We start from the raw sequence: 17,148 nt of genomic DNA, 5'->3' as shown, positions 1-17,148 counted from the left end.
GTTTCGATTTCAAGGCGGGGAATAATCGTAAATATAGTTCTGTTATCCAGCTTAAGCTGGAAAAGTCAACCCATCGGCACTGTCGAATGTTTTTTCCGGAGTCGCTTGACAGCTCCAAATCCAAGGGGAGGTTAGTCTCGCGCTGCTGATCGATCAAAAGATCACATTTCAAGTCTGAAAAAAAGAACGACCACCCCCAAAGAGTGGTCGTTCGTGAACTTCCTCAGGCACAAAGCGGCCCTTATTCGACGGGACCTTCCACACCACCGGTGTAGTGTTCGCCGTCCGGTTCTTCGCCGTGCAGCACTTCGGCTTTGTAGCCACCCTTGGTGTAGAAGTAGAGCACCAGGATCAGGTAGCCGATCGCCATGACCAACGGAACCAGGGCGGTGCACTTCAGAGCCATCCGACCGCCGTAGATGCCGGCTTTGTCAACCGGGCCGATGTCTTCCGGAGCGAACGCTTCCGCTCCCTGCCACCAGCTGTTGAGGTTCGAGATGTACTCATCAGTTTTGCCCTCTTTTTCCAGCTGTTCTACTTTCTTCTCCAGATCCTTGCCATCATTATTCAGCACGCTGACTTTCGAACCATCCAGCCCCTTGATCTTGGGCAGGAACAGAAAACCGTTGGCTTTAGCCACTGAGTAGCGTTCATAAGCCTGCGGTGAAATTTCTTCCAGTTTTTCAGTCGCGAAGTAATCCTGGTTGTACCCGATACCCGGTCCACCGAGCAGGCCGGCGGAAAGCATGCCGATACCCCCCATCGCGCCCATGGTTATCGCGCCCCCTTTGGGAAACAGTTCGCCAACCACACCCAGCATTGTGGGCCAGAGGAAGGTTTTCCCCAGACCATACACGGTCACCGCGATCCAGACCCAGAGGACCCCTTCCGAAGAACCAATCATGTAGAGTCCGACCGAACCGAAGCAGGCACTCACGAACAGCAGCCCCAGCGGGTTGATTTTTTCTACAATCGGACCGGCAAAGAATCGCAGCACGAACATGATTGAAGACGCGTAGATGAACAGGTACAGGCCCTGACCCTCGCCTGATTTTTTCAGAATCGATTCAGTGATGCTGGCGATCCAGCTGTCCGTTCCCAGTTCCACATAACCGACACAGGCATGCAGCAGGAGCAGGAATAACAACAGCGGGCTGGCAAACGTCAGCAACATCTGACCAAAACTGACGCCTGCCGACTTGGCTTCCGATTGCGGGAACTTCTGTTTGATCACAATGAAACCGTAGATCAGGGTCGGGATCAGAAAGACTGCCATGGGCATTTCCCACCGCAGGCTGGCGACGTCGCCCTTCATATTCGTATAAATCGCAGCGATAATCCCCCCCACGATCAGACCACCTGGCCAACCGGCGTGCAGAATGTTGAGGTAGTGAGTTTTCTGACGGGGATAAAGTGTCGCCACCAGCGGATTGATCACCGCTTCACACAGACCGTTGGCAACCGCGAACATGAACATCCCGATATAAAGACACCAGTAGGTCGCGTCTTTTCCCATGCTTTCAAAGACCGGAGTGGCAGCGAACGTCACCAGGGCCGACAGCACATGCAGAATAAACGCCAGCAGCAGGAGCGGCTTGTACCCGATGTTATCGGTGATCAGGCTGGCCAGTAGAATCACGACACCGAAGCCGACCAGGCCACCCCCGGTAATCGTTCCCAGGTCGAATTTGGTAAAGCCATATTGGGCACCCCAGTCACCGAGGATCCCTCCCCGGATGGCGAACCCGACACCGGCGGCGATGAGTGTCATAAAACTCGCAATAAACAGCGATTTGTTATTGTTCATAGTTGCGACTTCTTTGTTAGATTGAGGGCGAGATTATAAGTGCAATGTGTGGTTCAAGTGTTGATCGTTACAAGCGAAACAGGAGGCTGCCGATCAGGAATGGATGTTTCGAATGGTCTTGAGCACACGACAACGACTTAGCGCAACCCACTGCTCTGAAAGGCATTGTTTCGCGCAAACGCGGGTTACAGGTTGATCAGCAACGCCAGATTCTAACCAACCCCGTTCGAGATTTCCACAATACGTATGCGGGAATGCGAATGTTTGTCAGATTCGCAGATTTCAGGCACGTTCTCGAGCGGGCAGCTTACGCAGAATCAGCAGTCGTTCCCGTCGTTCCGCTTCAATCTGGTCGGGCAGGTGAATTTTCTGGCCGTCGCGGGTCAATTCCAGCAGCCGCTGCCAGTGATCGAAGCCCATCCGCTTCCGCGACCAGTGCATCTCCTGCCAGATTTTGAGAAAACACTGTTTCACCAGATAATCGGGGACCTCGACCAGTTGATCACAATCCAGCCGCCAGGTGTCGCGGTTCTGATCGAGGGTTGCACGCTGTAAAATCCGCGCGACATCTTCAGAGATCACGGCGGTCACTTCCTCTGCCTGTTGAGACAGACGCTGCAGCGCCTGCACGACGGCGGGATTGAATTCTGCTTTCAATAATGGCAATAACTGATGACGAATGCGATTGCGGGTAAATCGCGGGTCAGCATTGGACGCATCCGTACGAAATGTCTGCCCGCATTGCTTGAGATATTGGACGACCTCTTCGCGGCTGCAGTCGAGCAGGGGACGCACGAGATACAGGTTTTCCGCCAGTAACCGGATCCGGGGAATGCCCCGCAGACCGGCGATTCCGGTGCCGCGGACAATGTGATGTAATACGGTTTCCGCCTGGTCGTCACGGGTGTGGGCGACTGCAATCCGCGTGCATTGATACTTCTGCGCGGTGCGGATCAAAAATTCATAGCGGGCCTTGCGGCTCAGTTCTTCCAGTCCCTCGCTGGTCCCCTCCTGTTGGATCATGAGCTCCTGTTTTTCGATCACGCAGGGGAGTGAGAACGCCTGGCAGGTCTCTTCCAGCCAGTCTGCATCCGCGTCGGAGTCTGCGCCCCGGAGTCCATGATTCAGATGGGCAATCACCAGCGGACCTGTCAGACAGTCATTCTCGGCAGAGAGATTCCACTCCAGCAGCGCTCGCAATAGCGCCATGCTGTCGGCCCCGCCCGAGACGGCAATCAGGGTTCCCGAGCCTTGACCTGCAGGTGGACTAATGTCTGGCAAGGGCGAGTTCTCAGCGGCCATCCGCTGCTCGCAGGCGCGCCAGCCAAGTTGGACTGCTGAGACAAACTCATTCATGGGGAACCAATATTCTGTCTGGAGGAAGGGGAGCGCTCAGAGGAAGAAACGCTGATTTTTGAGATTGGAAATTGAACCAATATTTATGACAATATACTATCGCAACCGGAAATCTCTTGTTACCATGAAACTGGAAATTTGCGAGAAGTTTACTCTGTCATTCAAGTTACAGACAATTTCATCTCTTTGATTTCGAAAGCGAAGAACTTTGGGAATCGGGCGATGTTTCCTGTTTTTTTCTGGATGTTCTGGAGTGGGCTTTTCATAATAGTTTCATTGTTTTTTATTTTTAAGTTTCCTTTCGGCATTTCCTGGCTTGATCGGGAGCATTGTTACAGAACTGTTTACGACACTGAAAGTTGAATTCAGCTGCAGTGTCGAATCAGAGGCTGTGCAGTACGAGTTTCTTAAGTAGTTTCAAGTACAGTTGAATTGGAGAATCAACAATGTTTGGTATTCTCAATGAGACAATCCTTGCAATTTATGTTCTCTTCACAAAAGTGGCGAAACAATTGCCGACGCTGATTCGTTCACGAACGTCCCGTCTCTGGACGGACGATAGCTCATTCCCTGCTGATGTTCAGACGCAACTGACTGAGCGGCATGAGCTGGTGCGTCAAATTCTGTCTTGTTTGGGAATCGACTTACGGTCTAAGGTACCCGTGAAGGTGCGCTCTGATCGGAGATATTTCCGCCGTCGTTAGCAGGCACTTGCGCGGGCCATCTGTTTGTTGTTCAAATTCACCTTGTTTTAGACTACTGCTGAGTTAAAGCTGTCATTTGAATTTCATTTCTTTATTCGGACATCTTTTACGATAAATCAGAAACTCCCAGACGCTCCTGTCATTCTGAGAAATTCCTGACAACATGCATCGTTCTGCTCTGATCTCCAGGACTGGAGATTCCAGAAACGTACGGTTTTGTCTCTGTTGAATGTCAACGCCAAATGACATCCGGCAGGAAAGGGGCTTTCACCAAAGGCGCATAGGAAGCACCTGGAATATGTTTACAGAAGTCGCTATCGGAGCAACTCTGGCGCTCATTGTCGGTGTCGTCATCGGTTATTTCATAGACCGGATTCGACGCGGGTCTGCCTACCAGTCTTATCAACAGATCCTTAAACAGGCCGAACTCGATGCCGAAAACCTGCTCAAAAGCCAGAAGCTGGAAGCCAAAGAAGAATTACTGAAGCGTCGCGAAGCGCTGGAAGAAGATGTCAACAAGCAGCGCGAAGAGCTCTGGGCCGTCGAGAAAAAACTCAGCAAACGCGAAAGTGCCCTGGAAGATCAGCAGGCCGATTTCCTCAAGAAAGAATCCATGATCCAGGCCACCCAGTCCAAGCTCGCCTCCCGCTCCAAAGCAGTCGAAGCCCGGGAACAGGAACTGGAACGCGCCCTGAAATCGCAGCAGGAAGAGCTGTTCAAAATCAGCGGTCTGGATCGCGAAACCGCCTCCCAGATGCTGCTGGATCGCCTGGAAAACGATCTCAAAAATGAAACCGGCGGCCTGATCCTGAAGTATCAGAATGAGCTGAAGCAGTCCTGTGACAAAATCGCCCGCGAGACCATCGGCATGGCGGTCCAGCGGTTCGCCTCCGGCCACGTGGCGGAAACGACGGTCTCCACGGTCGAACTGCCCGAAGAGGAAATGAAAGGGCGGATCATCGGTCGGGAAGGCCGCAACATCCGGGCTTTCGAAAAAGCGACCGGCGTGGACGTCATCGTCGACGATACACCGGGTGTGGTCGTCGTCTCGGCTTTCGATAACGTGCGGCGTCAGATCGGGAAAATGTCACTGCAGAAACTGGTCAACGACGGCCGTATTCACCCCGCCCGCATTGAGGAAGTGGTTGAAGAAACGCAGAAGGAACTCGAAGAGTACATTCAGACGATGGGCCAGAATGCCTGCCAGGAAGTTAACATTTCCGGCGTGCATCCCAAACTGATTGACCTGCTGGGACGTCTGCACTTCCGTACGAGCTACAGCCAGAATGTGCTCCGGCACTCGATCGAGGTCTCCGCGCTGACCGGTATCATGGCAGAACAGCTGGGACTGGATGGGACACTGGCCCGCCGCTGCGGACTGTTTCATGACATCGGTAAAGCAGCGGACCACGAAATGGAAGGGGGACACCCCGCCGTCGGTGCCCAGTTGCTCAAGCGGTACGGCGAATGCCAGGAAGTCGTGCACGCTGCCGCCGGCCACCACGATGACATTCGCCCCGATTACATCTACACCGTACTCGTCGCTGCCGCGGACGCCTGTTCCGCCTCGCGCCCCGGTGCCCGTCGGGACACGCTGGAAAAGTATGTCCGCCGACTCGAAGAACTGGAAACGCTCGTCTGCGGTTTCCCGGGCGTCGACCACACCTATGCGATTCAGGCCGGTCGTGAAGTCCGCGTGATTGTCGATGCCGATCAGGTCAACGATCGCGAAGCGGCTAAAATGTGTAAGGACATCGCCAAGGCAATCGAAGATACGTTAACCTATCCCGGTGAGATCCGGGTGACCGTGATGCGGGAATCACGCACAGTCGAATACGCCCGCTAAGCGGGGAGATCTGCTTTCATCAGAGCAGCGATGGCCTGGGCGTCGTCGCTGCTCTGTTTTTTTAACGCGTCAATCACTTTCTCTCGACGCTCCACTGCATGGTTCTGGCTCAGTTTGAATTTGCCCTCGATCCGTTCGATCTCAATCCGGAAGCCGACAATGCCCTGCAGTAATCCTTCTGTAAACTCTGCATCCGGAATCTCCATTGACCAGGGGGCCGGTTGCGCCGCTTCATAAAACTGCACCGTTTTATCGATCACCTGTTTCAGTTCTGCGGGATCTGTGATGCGGGAATAGCGTCCGTAAATGTGTACTGCCTGGTAGTTCCAGGTGGGGACCGTATTAGCAGACTCATACCAGGTGGGCGAAATGTAGGCATGCGGACCGTGGAAGATCGCCAGTACGCTTTCGTTGTCCGGAGTCTCCGCCTGTGGATTCGCTTTGGCAAAATGCCCCAGTAATTGTCCCTGCTGACCCGCGTTGCGCTCCAGTAACAGCGGCAGATGCGAGGCGAACGGCTCACCCTCGCGGCTGGTGACCAGGGTGGCGAAGCTGTGCTGTTCGAGAAACGGGTGAAGTCGGCTTGCATCAGTTTCGGCAAAGGCGGCTGGAATATACATGGGAAAATAGGGTCCTGTGTTACGGAGCAGGGATTCGGACACTTCATTCAGTTCAGACAACGAGGATGGTCCACAGGTTCGTCAGACTACCATTTCGGACACGATTACTTTAACTTGAAGTGACTGCCATCATTGTGAGGCGGCAACCACTCTCATGCAAAGGAGTTCAGCAAAGATGCCCTTTATTGATATCGAATCCGTCCAGCCTCTGGAAGTGCTGCCCGGCTGTAAAATGCGGACCCCCTACGGGGAAAATCTGATGCTCTCTTACCTGGAGATGGACGAAGGGGCCATCGTGCCGATGCATCACCATCCCCACGAGCAGGGGGGCATGCTCCTTAAAGGCAAGCTGGAACTGACGATGGGGGATGAAGTGCGGACCGTGGAAGCGGGGGCGATGTTTATCATTCCGCCGAATACCCCTCACCAGGCGATCGCCGTCGACGGGCCGGCAGTCGTACTGGATGTTTTCAGCCCGGTGCGCGAAGACTACGCAGAGCTGTTTAACAAGTACATTCCCACAGAGTCAGACGAGGTCTGATCAGCTTATTGCTGTTGCTGCTGTTGATGGAATTGCTGCTGCTTGAACTCTTCGGCTCTGTGCAACAGTTCTTCTTTGGTAAGGACTTCAATCTGGGTGGCGATGTGCCACTGAATACCGAACGGGTCTTTCACCGAAGCACTGCGCTCGCCGTAGAACTGATCTGCCGGCTCGCGCTGGCAGGTGGCACCCGCTTCGAGTGCTTTCTGGAAAGTGGAATCCACATCCGGGACATAGATATGCAGCGCCGCGGAAGTGGCGCCCCATTCTTCGCAGGCGTCTGCCAGTTCCAGCATGGAATCGCCGATTCTCAGCGAAGCGTGGCCGATTTTGTCGTCATGATACGAGATCAGTTCGGTCTTCGCATCGAAGACCAGCGCGACAAATTCAATCAGTTTTGCCGCCCCCTCTACCAGCAGGTACGGAGTGACCGCGTGGTAGCCTTCGGGGATGTAGTGGGGTGCCATCGTTAATTCTCCTGAACTGCTGGGGGGACTGGAGGCGAGGCAGAACCCACACGCCGAGACTGTAATTGAACCGACTATGCGCACATTATACAATGGGGTCTGATAAAGGAATAGCATTTCACTGAAACTGTTTTCCCCCTGTCAGATACGCTTTAAATTCCGCGTTTTTTCAAGTGGACTCTTACTACGATGTGAATTATCAGAGGAAACACCAGATGCGATTGCTGCTCATCACGCTGCTGCTGCTGTTCTCGTGGGGCATTCCCCTGCAGGCCCAGGATCATCCGAATGTAATCCTGATCATGAGCGATGATCAGGGGTATGGAGAGCTCTCCTGTCACGGCAATCCACTACTCAAAACACCGAACCTGGATCAGTTGGCTTCCGAGAGCATTCGACTGACCGACTTCCATGTCGCGCCGATGTGCACTCCCACCCGGGGGCAGTTGATGAGTGGTCAGGATGCGTTCCGTAATGCCGCCATGAATGTCAGCAGCGGACGCACGCTGATGCGACCCGGACTCAAAACCATGGCGGATCAGTTTCAGGCGGCCGGCTATCGCACGGGGATGTTTGGCAAATGGCACCTGGGAGACAATTATCCCTTCCGCCCGCAGGACCGTGGCTTCCAGGAAACGCTCTGGTTTCCCTCGTCGCATATCAGCGCGGTTCCCGATTTCTGGATGAACGATTATTTTGACGATACCTATCTGCATAACGGCCACCGAGAAAAACAGAGCGGCTACTGCACCGACGTCTTTTTTCGCGAAATGAAAAACTGGATCCGCTCGCAGAATACATCTCAACCCTTCTTTGCCTATCTGCCTTTGAATGCGCCGCACGGGCCCCTCTATGTTTCCGATCATTATCGCCGGCCCATCGAAGCCGCCATGCAGCAACATCCCGAGGTCGTCAAGCATCTCAAGCCGCAGCGCAAACGTGCCCTGACCAGTTATCTCGCGATGTGCGCCAACATCGATGAAAACATCGGCAAGCTGGAACAGTTTCTCAGTGATGCTGATTTGCGGAACGATACCGTCGTGATCTTCCTGACAGACAACGGAAGTACGATGGGCCCCGATTATTTTAACGCCGGCATGCGCGGCAAGAAGGTAACCCTCTGGGAAGGGGGGCATCGCGTCCCCTGTTTCATTCGCTGGCCGAATGGCAAACTCGGACCTGCGCGGGATCTGAATGATTTAATTCACGTTCAGGATCTGTTCCCTACGCTGTGCGAGCTCTGTGGACTTCCGCTGCCTGAGCAGCGCCTGGACGGCATGAGTCTGGTGCCCCGCATGCGGGGGGAAGTGGAAGCGTTACCCGACCGGATGCTGGTGATCGATTACAGCCGCATGCCGTTCGTCGGTAACAAAAAGAGCACGTTCCTGTCTTATCCCCGCAAGGAGGGGGCCGCCGTGCTCTGGAAACGCTGGCGCTGGCTGGAAAACCGGGAACTGTATGACCTCACCAGCGATCCACTGCAGCAGAAGAATATCGCGGATCAGCATCCTGAAGTGGTCGAGAAAATGCAGGCCCACCTGGATCAGTGGTGGCAGGAACTGCAGCCTGCAGTCGGTGAGCCACAGCGAGTGGTCATCGGGCATGATGCGGAGAATCCCTCGCTGCTCACGGCCTGTGAGTGGCTGGATGTCTTCGTCGATCAACAGGGACAGGTGCGTCGCGGCATCAAACGCAACGGGAGCTGGCATCTCACGATCGCCGAACCTGGTGATTTCGAATTCGAACTCCGACGCTGGCCCCGCGAAAGTGGACTGAAATTAAACGAGAACACTCCGGCCGTCAAAGTCACCGACGGTCAGCTTCCTCCGGGCGTTGCCTTACCGGTTGCGAAAGGGCGTCTCAGGATCGGCAGTTTCGATGCCACTGCCAAACCTGCCGCCGATGGTCAGTCGATCAAAATCGAGACTCCGCTCAAACCAGGGCAGCTGGAGCTCACGACCTGGTTGATGGACGAAAAGGACAAGGAGATCTGTGGCGCCTACTATGTCTATGTGAGACGCAAGTAAACGTGCGGCTGTTCTATTTCGACTCTTTTTCCGAGACGCTGAGCAGCGTCTGGGCGAACGATTCTACATGCCGGATGTTATCGCAGAAGGCCGCATACTGCATCTGCTGCCGGATCGATTCCTTCAATGCACGTCCGCCGACCACAAACGCCACATCCATTCCGAATTCGTCAAAGAGTTCTGCATAATGCTGCAGGAATTCCAGCTCATCACGGATATAGCTGACACTCAGCCAGAACAGGCGGGGGCGCTGCTGTTCGATGGCCGCTGCCAGGGTCGAGAAGGGCAGATTCGTTCCCAGTGAAGCCGCGTTCCATTTAATGTCGCGCAGAACCAGTTCCACCATCGTGGTTGGCAGGCTGTAGAGGTCACCCTCGACAGTACCACCGAATGCCAGGGGGGCATCGAGTGGAGGATTAGGGATCAGAGTTCGCAGTTCGTGCAGCAGCCGCAATGCCACTTCGCAGCCGCGTCGTTCCTGGTAGACTTCTGCATCGCCACATTCCCAGCGATCACCAATCGTGACAAAAGACCGGGCAATCACCTGATCGCAGATCGAACTGATACTGTGTTCCGCCAGGTAGAGGTCCAGCACGATCTGTCGACAGAGATCCTCTTCTCCCCTCAGCAGGGCTTCGGTCAACTGACCCGCAGCCCGATCGATGACGCGGACCGTCTGTCCGGTGGTGGCGGGGAGCCCCAGCACCTCCGGTCGTACCAGATCGTACTTACTCGATCGCAGAAATTCGATCAGGTCGGGCAGGGCAATTCGCCGATGTCCCCCCGCCGTGTATTGGGTCGGAATCACACCCTTGTCACACCAGCGTTTCACAGAGGATTCGCTGGCCTGTATCGCGCGGGCAACCTGTTTCGATGTTAGAAATTCGTGCATGAATCTTATCGGGGCTAGTTGAACGATCTGGTCGTTATCCAAAAAGGACAAAGGCATTCAGTATTCTGATACTAGTTCGAGATCCATATTCTGACAAGTCATTTATTTCTAAGTTCCTGTTTCACAATAAGATAGATTCAGTTTCTACAAAATGAACGATTTGGACGAATTTAAGATTGTTTTTCAGGTCTGCGATGCGTATAAATGGAATGAACGAAATGAACGTTTTTCGAATCCTCAGGAATATGAAATGATTGTGTGTTCAAAAGATCATTGTGAGCTGTCAGCCAGGCAACTGGCGGAACGTGCCCGGAAGCTTCTGCAGGCAGAAATTGACTTCATTCCCAATCCGTGCTTCCACGAACCCGGAGCAGATGAGGAGATTTTGGGAGAAACTGTTTCGGCAGATCAAACAGACGGCATGACGACAACCAGTTTTCCCACGCAGGGAGAGCACGTCACTCCTTCGCAGATTTCCCGCCTGTGTCGCGCCGAAGTGTTATCTTCTACCGAGGAGCAGGAGCTGTTCCGCCGGATGAACTATCTGAAATTCAAGGCGAACATGTATCGTTCCCGACTCGATCCAGAGCGGGTTGCGCAGAGCGAGATTGAACAAATCGAGGACCTGCTGCAGCAGGCCCAGCGGGCGCGGGATCAGATTTTTGGCAGCAACATGCGGCTGGTCGTCTCCATCGTCAAAAAATGCGTCACCAACGGCGTCACCTTTGATGAGCTGTTGAGTGATGGTTGTCTGACATTGATGCACGCGATTGAGAAGTTCGATTATTCACGCGGCTTCCGCTTCAGCACTTATGCGTACCATTCCATTTCCAATTATGCCTATCGCAAGATTGCTAATCGTCGCAAGGAACGCAACAAGTTCAAGCAGCTGGGAGAAGAACGCAGCCTGGAAGAATTGCAGGAACAGAAGAATCCTCTCATGGTTCTTGGGGTCTGGGATGAACTGTCCGAACTACTCAAACAGACTATCGATACCCTCGATCAGCGGGAACAGTTCATTGTCCGCAGCCGGTTTGCCCTGGGTAAACATCGCAAGATTCAGACCTTTCAGAAACTGGCAGATGAACTGGGCATATCCAAGGAGCGGGTCCGTCAGCTGGAACAGCGGGCAGTGGCCAAACTGAAAGCGATCGCAGAAGGCTCGCGCCTGGATGCCATTCGCGAACTGGTCGGCGGTTGAGAATCTGCATCAACAGGGAACAGGGATCATGAAATCTGAATATTGTGAAATCGAAGCGTTTTATGATGGCGACTGTCCCCTCTGTAACCGGGAGGTCAATCTGCTGAAGCGACTCGATCGTCGACATAAGATTCATTTCACCGACATCGCCGCTCCTGAATTTGATCCCGCCGTCTACGGTAAAACACAGGATGAATTCATGCAGGAAATGCAGGGGCGTCTACCCGACGGCACGTGGGTGACCGGCGTGGAAGTTTTTCGCCGTCTCTACTCAGCCATCGGTCTCCGCTGGCTGATGCTGCCCACCCGCCTGCCCGGCATTTCACAGGGCCTCGACTACCTCTATCAGCACTTTGCCCGGCACAGATTAAAGCTCACCGGGCGCTGCCAGCAGGATCAGTGTGACATCAAATCGCATCAGCATGAGGTGCATTCATGAAGATCGCCATCATCGGAGGCGGCATTTCCGGATTGACGACCGCCTGGTTCCTGCATCATCAGCATGAGCTCACACTTTTCGAGGCCAATGACTACATCGGCGGCCATACCAACACGATCGAAGTCGAACTGGACGGCGAACAGCACCCGGTCGACACGGGGTTCATCGTCTTCAACTACCAGACTTATCCGCACTTCACCCGTATGCTGGATCAACTGGGGATTGCCTCCCAGCCCACGCGGATGAGCTTCAGCATGAAGTGTGAACGTACGGGATTGGAATACCGCGGTGCCGATCTGAACGGATTCTTCGCCCAGCGCCGAAATCTGTTCAATCCCCGCTTCTATCGTTTGCTGCGGGACATCTTTCATTTCAATAAGCATTCACTTGCGCTGCTGGAGTCGGACCGTGATACGCTGACGGTCGGCGAATACCTCAAGCGGGAAAACTACTCGCGCGAATTCATTGACCAGTATTTCCTGCCCATGGGGTCGGCGATCTGGTCCTGCCCGGTTGGGACTTTCGAGCAGTTTCCCATCCGTTTCATTGTCGAGTTCTACCGCAATCACGGTATTCTGGCGATCCGGGAACTACCGGAATGGCGCGTCGTCTGTGGCGGTTCGCATCAGTATGTGAAAGCCATCACCGCAGGCTTCCGGGATGCGATCCGCTTGCAGACTCCCATCCGCTCCGTCAGGCGATTGAGCGAGGGAGTTGAGGTGACTCCTCTGAACGGGGCCGCGGAAGTGTTCGATCACGTGATCTTCGCCTGCCACAGCGATCAGGCGCTGCGGATATTGGGAGATGATGCACACCCTGTCGAACGCGAACTGCTCTGTGCGTTTCCTTATGAACCCAACGTGGCCCAACTGCATACCGACACGTCCGTCCTGCCGCGCAGTCAGCGGGCCTGGGCCTGCTGGAACTACTTTATGCCCCGGGGCGAAAACCGGAAAGCTACGATTACTTACAACATGAATCAACTGCAGAGCCTGCAGTCGAAAAACACTTTCAGCGTGACGCTCAATGGAGAAGACCGCGTCGATCCGTCCAAAGTGATCCGCCGCATCGAATATGCGCACCCCATCTTTACCATCGAACGCGCTGCTGCCCAGCAGCGACATGCTGAGGTGATCAATCAGCGGAACACTTCTTTTTGTGGTGCCTACTGGGGCAATGGCTTTCACGAGGATGGCGTGAACAGTGCCCTGGCGGTCTGCCACAATTTAATGAATTCAGAGGATCTATGGAAAGCGGAATCTACACCGGCTGGGTTCGACACCGACGACTTACACCCGTCGAACACAGCTTTCGCAATCGAATCTACCTGATGTATCTCGATCTGGAAGAACTGGAAACCGTGTTCCAGGGGCGCTGGTGCTGGTCTACCCGCCGACTGGCACTGGCCCGATTCCGCCGATCGGACCATATGGGAGATCCGGCTCAGCCCCTGGCCGGGTCCATACGAGATTTTGTGGAACAGCAGGGACATCCCCGACCGGAGGGACCGATTCGCCTGCTGACCCACCTGCGGTATTTCGGTTTTGTGATGAATCCGGTCTCCTTTTATTACTGTTTCAACAGTGCAGGCACTGACTGGGAGACCATCGTCGCGGAAGTCAATAACACCCCCTGGGGAGAACAGCATTGTTATGTGATTACCCGGGAGCTAATCGAAGCAAACATGGACCGTCGGCTGACGCAGAAGGTCTTTCACGTTTCTCCGTTCATGCCTCTGGACATGCAGTATGGCTGGAGGCTGACGGAGCCGGAACGGAAGCTGACGGTCCATATAGATAACTATCGAGAAAACGAAAAAGTGTTTGATGTCACGATGCAACTGGAACGACGGGAAATCTCGACCGGGAATCTGTGGCGGGTCCTGCTGGGGTATCCGCTGATGACCTGGTACGTATTTGCAGCCATCTACTGGCAGGCGTTTCGCCTGTGGTGGAAACGGGTTCCCTTCTATTCACATCCCCGACATCAACAGTCTACCGACCCCCGGTTAACCGGTTCCGAACCCAACGCGAGGACATCATGAGTACGTTAAATGAATCCCCTCAACTGACCTGGAATACGTCCGCACCGGCAGGAATACTGGACAGTACCTGTCGCACACTGCTGCTGAAAAAACTGCAGTCTCTGCAGCACGGTCAGATTACCCTGATCGACGGCACAGGGGAATTCCATTTTGGTGATCCCGCTGCCGGTTTGAGTTCCGTGGTGCTGGTACAGCATCCCCGCTTTTATCGTCGGGCAGTCCTTGAAGGGGGACTGGGAATCGCACAGTCGCTGATCGACGGGGACTGGTCCTGTCATAACCTGACCGCGCTGGTGCGGATCTTCATTCGCAATCTGGAAGTCACCGATCGCTTCGAAAGTGGACTCGCCTGGTTCCGTCAGTCTGCGGCCCGGGCGGGGCACTGGTTGCGGCGGAATACGAGAATCGGTGCGGCCCGTAACATTCACGCCCATTACGATCTGGGGAACGACTTTTACCGCCTGTTTCTGGATGAAACCATGAGCTACTCCTGCGGCGTTTTTGAGCAGGAGACGGATACGATGCAGGAAGCGTCACTCAACAAACTGGATCGCGTCTGCCGGAATCTCAATCTGAAACCGGGCGATCATCTGCTGGAGATTGGCACCGGTTGGGGAGGATTGGCCGTGCACGCCGCCCAGTATTACGGCTGTCGAGTCACGACCACCACCATTTCCCGGGAGCAATACAATCTGGCTGCCGAGCGGGTGGATGCCGCTGGTCTGACCGATCGTGTGACTCTGCTCTTAAAAGATTATCGCGATCTGGAAGGAGAATACGACAAGCTGGTCTCCATCGAAATGATCGAAGCGGTGGGAGCCGAGTTCTTCGAGACCTACTTCCAGAAATGCTGTCAGCTGCTCAAACCGGATGGAATGATGTTACTGCAGGGGATCGTGATCAAGGATCAGCGGTTTCAGGAATATCTGAAGAGTGTTGACTTCATTCGTCGTTACATTTTTCCGGGGGGCTGCCTCCCCTCTGTAGCGGCGATGCTGGAGACCACATCTCGCGTGACCGATTTTCGCCTGCTGCAGCTGGAAGACATCGCGCCCCATTACGCGCAGACGCTCCGCTGCTGGCGGGAAGCCTTTCATCGGCGGATTGATGAGGTCCGAGCCCAAGGCTATTCCGAGTCGTTTATCCGCATGTGGGACTATTATTTCTGTTACTGCGAAGCCGCCTTTGAAGAGCGTCAGTGCAACACGGTACAGATGCTGCTGGCCAAACCGGCCTGTCGCTTTGATCCGGTGCGGCATCATGCGATTCGGAATCTTACCAGAGAAGCGGAAGAGGTGCTGGTTTGAATCCCTGGTCGATGATTCTGATCGGCGGTGCCGGCATGTCGGTCGTCATGACACTGCTCTGGCTGCTGCAGAAACGGACGGGAGATGCGGGCATCGTGGATGTCGCCTGGGGCATGGGAGTCGGCCTGATCAGTCTGTTCTTTGCCTGGGGGAGCCAGGACGGTGATCTCACGCGTCGAGTGATCGTTGCTGCATTGGCGCTGCTCTGGGCACTCCGACTGAGCGGTTATATTCTCTATCGCGTCCTGACCATGCCCGAAGATGGACGCTATCAGACTTTGAAAGAAAAGTGGGGCACTGCCGCCCAGGGAAAACTGTTCTGGTTTTATCAACTCCAGGCGATCGGGAGTCTGCTGTTTGCGCTGCCAATGCTGATCGCCGCCCGCAGCACGGCCCCCGTGGGTATCCTCGACTATCTGGGAATCGCGATCTGGCTGACGGCCATTACGGGCGAACTCATTGCCGACCGGCAGCTCTCCCGTTTTCGTCTGGACCCGAAACAGTGGGGGCAGGTCTGCCGCCGTGGTCTCTGGCACTATTCGCGTCATCCCAATTATTTCTTTGAATGGCTGCACTGGTGGGCTTACGTCTGTCTGGCGATCCAGGCTCCCTGGGGCTGGCTCACGATTCTGGGGCCGGTGCTGATGCTGCACTTTATTCTCAATGTCACGGGGATTCCTCCCACCGAAGCCCAGGCACTCCAGAGTCGTGGCGAAGCGTATCGCGAATATCAGCGCACCACCAGTGCTTTTTTCCCCTGGCCTCCCAAAACGAAACAGGTGACAACATGAAAACCGATTTGCTGGTCAATCTGGCCATTGATTGTGTGGAACGGGGCTGGGTTCCCGATGTACTGGTCCGCAGTGCGATTCACAGACTGTGCAGCAAACGGCTCGACAGTCTGGATGGAGGAAGTCCGGAAGCGGATGCCGCGAATCGACGTGCATTTGTGGAAGCGGCTTTACAGAGTCCGATTGCCCTAGTTCCCGAGAAAGCCAACGAGCAACATTACGAGGTGCCTGCCGCCTTCTATGAGCAGGTTTTGGGTGCGCGGCGGAAATACAGCTGCTGTTACTGGCCTGAGGGCGTGACCACCCTGGATGACGCGGAAACCGCGGCCCTGGAAGAGACCTGCCGGCATGCAGGGCTGGAAGACGGGATGCAGATCCTGGAACTGGGTTGCGGCTGGGGCTCGTTGACCCTCTGGATTGCTGAGCATTATCCTCATTGTCGGATCACCGCTGTTTCCAATTCGCACTCCCAGCGGACCGCGATTGAGCAACTGGCGCAACAGCAGGGCTACGCGGACCGCGTGCACGTGATCACAGCGGACATGAACGACTTTGAGCCCGATCAAAAGTATGACCGCGTTGTCTCGGTGGAGATGTTCGAACATATGCGGAATTACGCCCGTTTATTGAATCGTATTTCGGACTGGCTGTTGGACGACGGGAAACTGTTCGTGCATATCTTCTGTCATCGCAAATATGTCTACGCATTCAGCGATCAGAACGCCGACGACTGGATGGCCCGGCACTTCTTTACCGGCGGCATCATGCCCGCCGACGACTGGTTTTCGCACTTCCGGGAAGACATGCAGGTCGAGCAGCAGTGGCGCTGGAATGGCCGCCATTACCAGCAGACCTCCGAGGCCTGGCTGAAAAATCTCGATCAGCGCCGTGAACAGATTCTGCCTCTCCTCGCGGAGACCTATGGTGAGCGGCAGGCGCGACGCTGGTGGATGCGCTGGCGGCTCTTCTTCCTGGCAGTGGCGGAGCTGTTCGGCTATGACTCCGGAGAGGAGTGGTACGTCTCTCATTACCTGTTGAGTAAAGCGACCGTGAACTGTCATCACCAGGAAGCCTCGGGCAAATCGGCCACACATTCGCTGCTCTGA

General features: G+C 54.8%; 15 protein-coding genes. 10 read left to right on the top strand and 5 right to left on the bottom strand.

Going from position 1 to position 17,148, the window contains the following annotated elements; all coding sequences use genetic code 11:
• Nucleotides 1-241: 241 nt before the first annotated feature.
• Nucleotides 242-1,807, bottom strand: coding sequence for an MFS transporter (locus tag Enr10x_RS15035; RefSeq protein WP_145450509.1), 1,566 nt, complete (start codon nt 1,805-1,807; stop codon nt 242-244).
• Between the two features lie 282 nt (nt 1,808-2,089).
• Nucleotides 2,090-3,163: a tRNA lysidine(34) synthetase TilS gene (tilS, locus tag Enr10x_RS15030; protein WP_145450507.1), complete on the bottom strand. Its 1,074-nt coding sequence runs from the start codon at nt 3,161-3,163 to the stop codon at nt 2,090-2,092.
• A gap of 1,002 nt (nt 3,164-4,165) precedes the next feature.
• On the opposite strand from tilS, the gene rny reads away from it, so the two are divergent.
• A complete protein-coding gene (gene rny / locus Enr10x_RS15025) occupies nt 4,166-5,713 on the top strand; it encodes a ribonuclease Y (protein WP_145450505.1) in 1,548 nt (515 codons plus the stop codon).
• On the opposite strand, the gene Enr10x_RS15020 is transcribed toward rny, so the two are convergent.
• Nucleotides 5,710-6,333, bottom strand: coding sequence for an FMN-binding negative transcriptional regulator (locus tag Enr10x_RS15020; protein WP_145450503.1), 624 nt, complete (start codon nt 6,331-6,333; stop codon nt 5,710-5,712). The genes rny and Enr10x_RS15020 overlap by 4 nt on opposite strands.
• Nucleotides 6,334-6,508: 175 nt before the next feature.
• Here Enr10x_RS15020 and Enr10x_RS15015 point away from each other — a divergent pair, with 175 nt between their 5' ends.
• Nucleotides 6,509-6,874, top strand: coding sequence for a cupin domain-containing protein (locus Enr10x_RS15015; protein ID WP_145450501.1), 366 nt, complete (start codon nt 6,509-6,511; stop codon nt 6,872-6,874).
• A 5-nt stretch (nt 6,875-6,879) separates the two neighbouring features.
• Here the strand turns inward: Enr10x_RS15015 and Enr10x_RS15010 are convergent, their stop codons facing one another.
• Nucleotides 6,880-7,341: a VOC family protein gene (locus Enr10x_RS15010; RefSeq protein ID WP_145450499.1), complete on the bottom strand. Its 462-nt coding sequence runs from the start codon at nt 7,339-7,341 to the stop codon at nt 6,880-6,882.
• A gap of 215 nt (nt 7,342-7,556) precedes the next feature.
• Here Enr10x_RS15010 and Enr10x_RS15005 point away from each other — a divergent pair, with 215 nt between their 5' ends.
• Nucleotides 7,557-9,368 carry an arylsulfatase gene (locus tag Enr10x_RS15005; RefSeq protein WP_145450497.1) on the top strand — a complete coding sequence of 604 codons (1,812 nt, stop codon included), beginning with the start codon at nt 7,557-7,559 and terminating at the stop codon, nt 9,366-9,368.
• 13 nt (nt 9,369-9,381) lie between these two features.
• Here Enr10x_RS15005 and Enr10x_RS15000 read toward each other — a convergent pair whose 3' ends face one another.
• The gene (locus Enr10x_RS15000) at nt 9,382-10,260 is read right to left on the bottom strand and encodes a MerR family transcriptional regulator (RefSeq protein ID WP_145450495.1); all 879 of its coding nucleotides are present in this window, start codon (nt 10,258-10,260) and stop codon (nt 9,382-9,384) included.
• 250 nt (nt 10,261-10,510) lie between these two features.
• Between Enr10x_RS15000 and Enr10x_RS14995 the strand changes: the two genes are divergently transcribed.
• From Enr10x_RS14995 to Enr10x_RS14965, 7 genes are read left to right on the top strand one after another with little or no spacing between them, the layout of a single operon-like run.
• On the top strand, nt 10,511-11,461 hold the full coding sequence (locus tag Enr10x_RS14995) for a sigma-70 family RNA polymerase sigma factor (protein ID WP_197997214.1): 951 nt from the start codon (nt 10,511-10,513) through the stop codon (nt 11,459-11,461).
• 28 nt (nt 11,462-11,489) lie between these two features.
• On the top strand, nt 11,490-11,900 hold the full coding sequence (locus Enr10x_RS14990; protein WP_145450491.1) for a thiol-disulfide oxidoreductase DCC family protein: 411 nt from the start codon (nt 11,490-11,492) through the stop codon (nt 11,898-11,900).
• Nucleotides 11,897-13,231 carry an NAD(P)/FAD-dependent oxidoreductase gene (locus tag Enr10x_RS14985; RefSeq protein WP_145450490.1) on the top strand — a complete coding sequence of 445 codons (1,335 nt, stop codon included), beginning with the start codon at nt 11,897-11,899 and terminating at the stop codon, nt 13,229-13,231. Before Enr10x_RS14990 ends, Enr10x_RS14985 begins: the two co-directional genes overlap by 4 nt.
• Nucleotides 13,147-13,944, top strand: coding sequence for a DUF1365 domain-containing protein (locus Enr10x_RS14980; RefSeq protein ID WP_145450488.1), 798 nt, complete (start codon nt 13,147-13,149; stop codon nt 13,942-13,944). The genes Enr10x_RS14985 and Enr10x_RS14980 overlap by 85 nt, the downstream gene beginning before the upstream one ends.
• The gene (locus Enr10x_RS14975; RefSeq protein WP_145450485.1) at nt 13,941-15,251 is read left to right on the top strand and encodes an SAM-dependent methyltransferase; all 1,311 of its coding nucleotides are present in this window, start codon (nt 13,941-13,943) and stop codon (nt 15,249-15,251) included. Before Enr10x_RS14980 ends, Enr10x_RS14975 begins: the two co-directional genes overlap by 4 nt.
• On the top strand, nt 15,248-16,042 hold the full coding sequence (locus tag Enr10x_RS14970) for a DUF1295 domain-containing protein (RefSeq protein WP_145450482.1): 795 nt from the start codon (nt 15,248-15,250) through the stop codon (nt 16,040-16,042). The genes Enr10x_RS14975 and Enr10x_RS14970 overlap by 4 nt, the downstream gene beginning before the upstream one ends.
• Nucleotides 16,039-17,148 (top strand): SAM-dependent methyltransferase, encoded by a 1,110-nt coding sequence (locus Enr10x_RS14965; protein ID WP_145450479.1) that lies wholly within the window; start codon nt 16,039-16,041, stop codon nt 17,146-17,148. Before Enr10x_RS14970 ends, Enr10x_RS14965 begins: the two co-directional genes overlap by 4 nt.

This window comes from Gimesia panareensis (genome assembly GCF_007748155.1).
Classification (GTDB): Bacteria; Planctomycetota; Planctomycetia; order Planctomycetales; family Planctomycetaceae; genus Gimesia; species Gimesia panareensis.
The sequence above is the reverse complement of the archived record's forward strand: the minus strand, read 5'-3'. Positions and strand labels throughout refer to the sequence as shown.

Coding starts and splice junctions, on each gene's coding strand:
- Enr10x_RS15035 (WP_145450509.1), bottom strand. CDS start 1,807: ATGAACAATAACAAATCGCTGTTTATTGCGAGTTTTATGACACTCATC.
- tilS (WP_145450507.1), bottom strand. CDS start 3,163: ATGAATGAGTTTGTCTCAGCAGTCCAACTTGGCTGGCGCGCCTGCGAG.
- rny (WP_145450505.1), top strand. CDS start 4,166: ATGTTTACAGAAGTCGCTATCGGAGCAACTCTGGCGCTCATTGTCGGT.
- Enr10x_RS15020 (WP_145450503.1), bottom strand. CDS start 6,333: ATGTATATTCCAGCCGCCTTTGCCGAAACTGATGCAAGCCGACTTCAC.
- Enr10x_RS15015 (WP_145450501.1), top strand. CDS start 6,509: ATGCCCTTTATTGATATCGAATCCGTCCAGCCTCTGGAAGTGCTGCCC.
- Enr10x_RS15010 (WP_145450499.1), bottom strand. CDS start 7,341: ATGGCACCCCACTACATCCCCGAAGGCTACCACGCGGTCACTCCGTAC.
- Enr10x_RS15005 (WP_145450497.1), top strand. CDS start 7,557: ATGCGATTGCTGCTCATCACGCTGCTGCTGCTGTTCTCGTGGGGCATT.
- Enr10x_RS15000 (WP_145450495.1), bottom strand. CDS start 10,260: ATGCACGAATTTCTAACATCGAAACAGGTTGCCCGCGCGATACAGGCC.
- Enr10x_RS14995 (WP_197997214.1), top strand. CDS start 10,511: ATGATTGTGTGTTCAAAAGATCATTGTGAGCTGTCAGCCAGGCAACTG.
- Enr10x_RS14990 (WP_145450491.1), top strand. CDS start 11,490: ATGAAATCTGAATATTGTGAAATCGAAGCGTTTTATGATGGCGACTGT.
- Enr10x_RS14985 (WP_145450490.1), top strand. CDS start 11,897: ATGAAGATCGCCATCATCGGAGGCGGCATTTCCGGATTGACGACCGCC.
- Enr10x_RS14980 (WP_145450488.1), top strand. CDS start 13,147: ATGGAAAGCGGAATCTACACCGGCTGGGTTCGACACCGACGACTTACA.
- Enr10x_RS14975 (WP_145450485.1), top strand. CDS start 13,941: ATGAGTACGTTAAATGAATCCCCTCAACTGACCTGGAATACGTCCGCA.
- Enr10x_RS14965 (WP_145450479.1), top strand. CDS start 16,039: ATGAAAACCGATTTGCTGGTCAATCTGGCCATTGATTGTGTGGAACGG.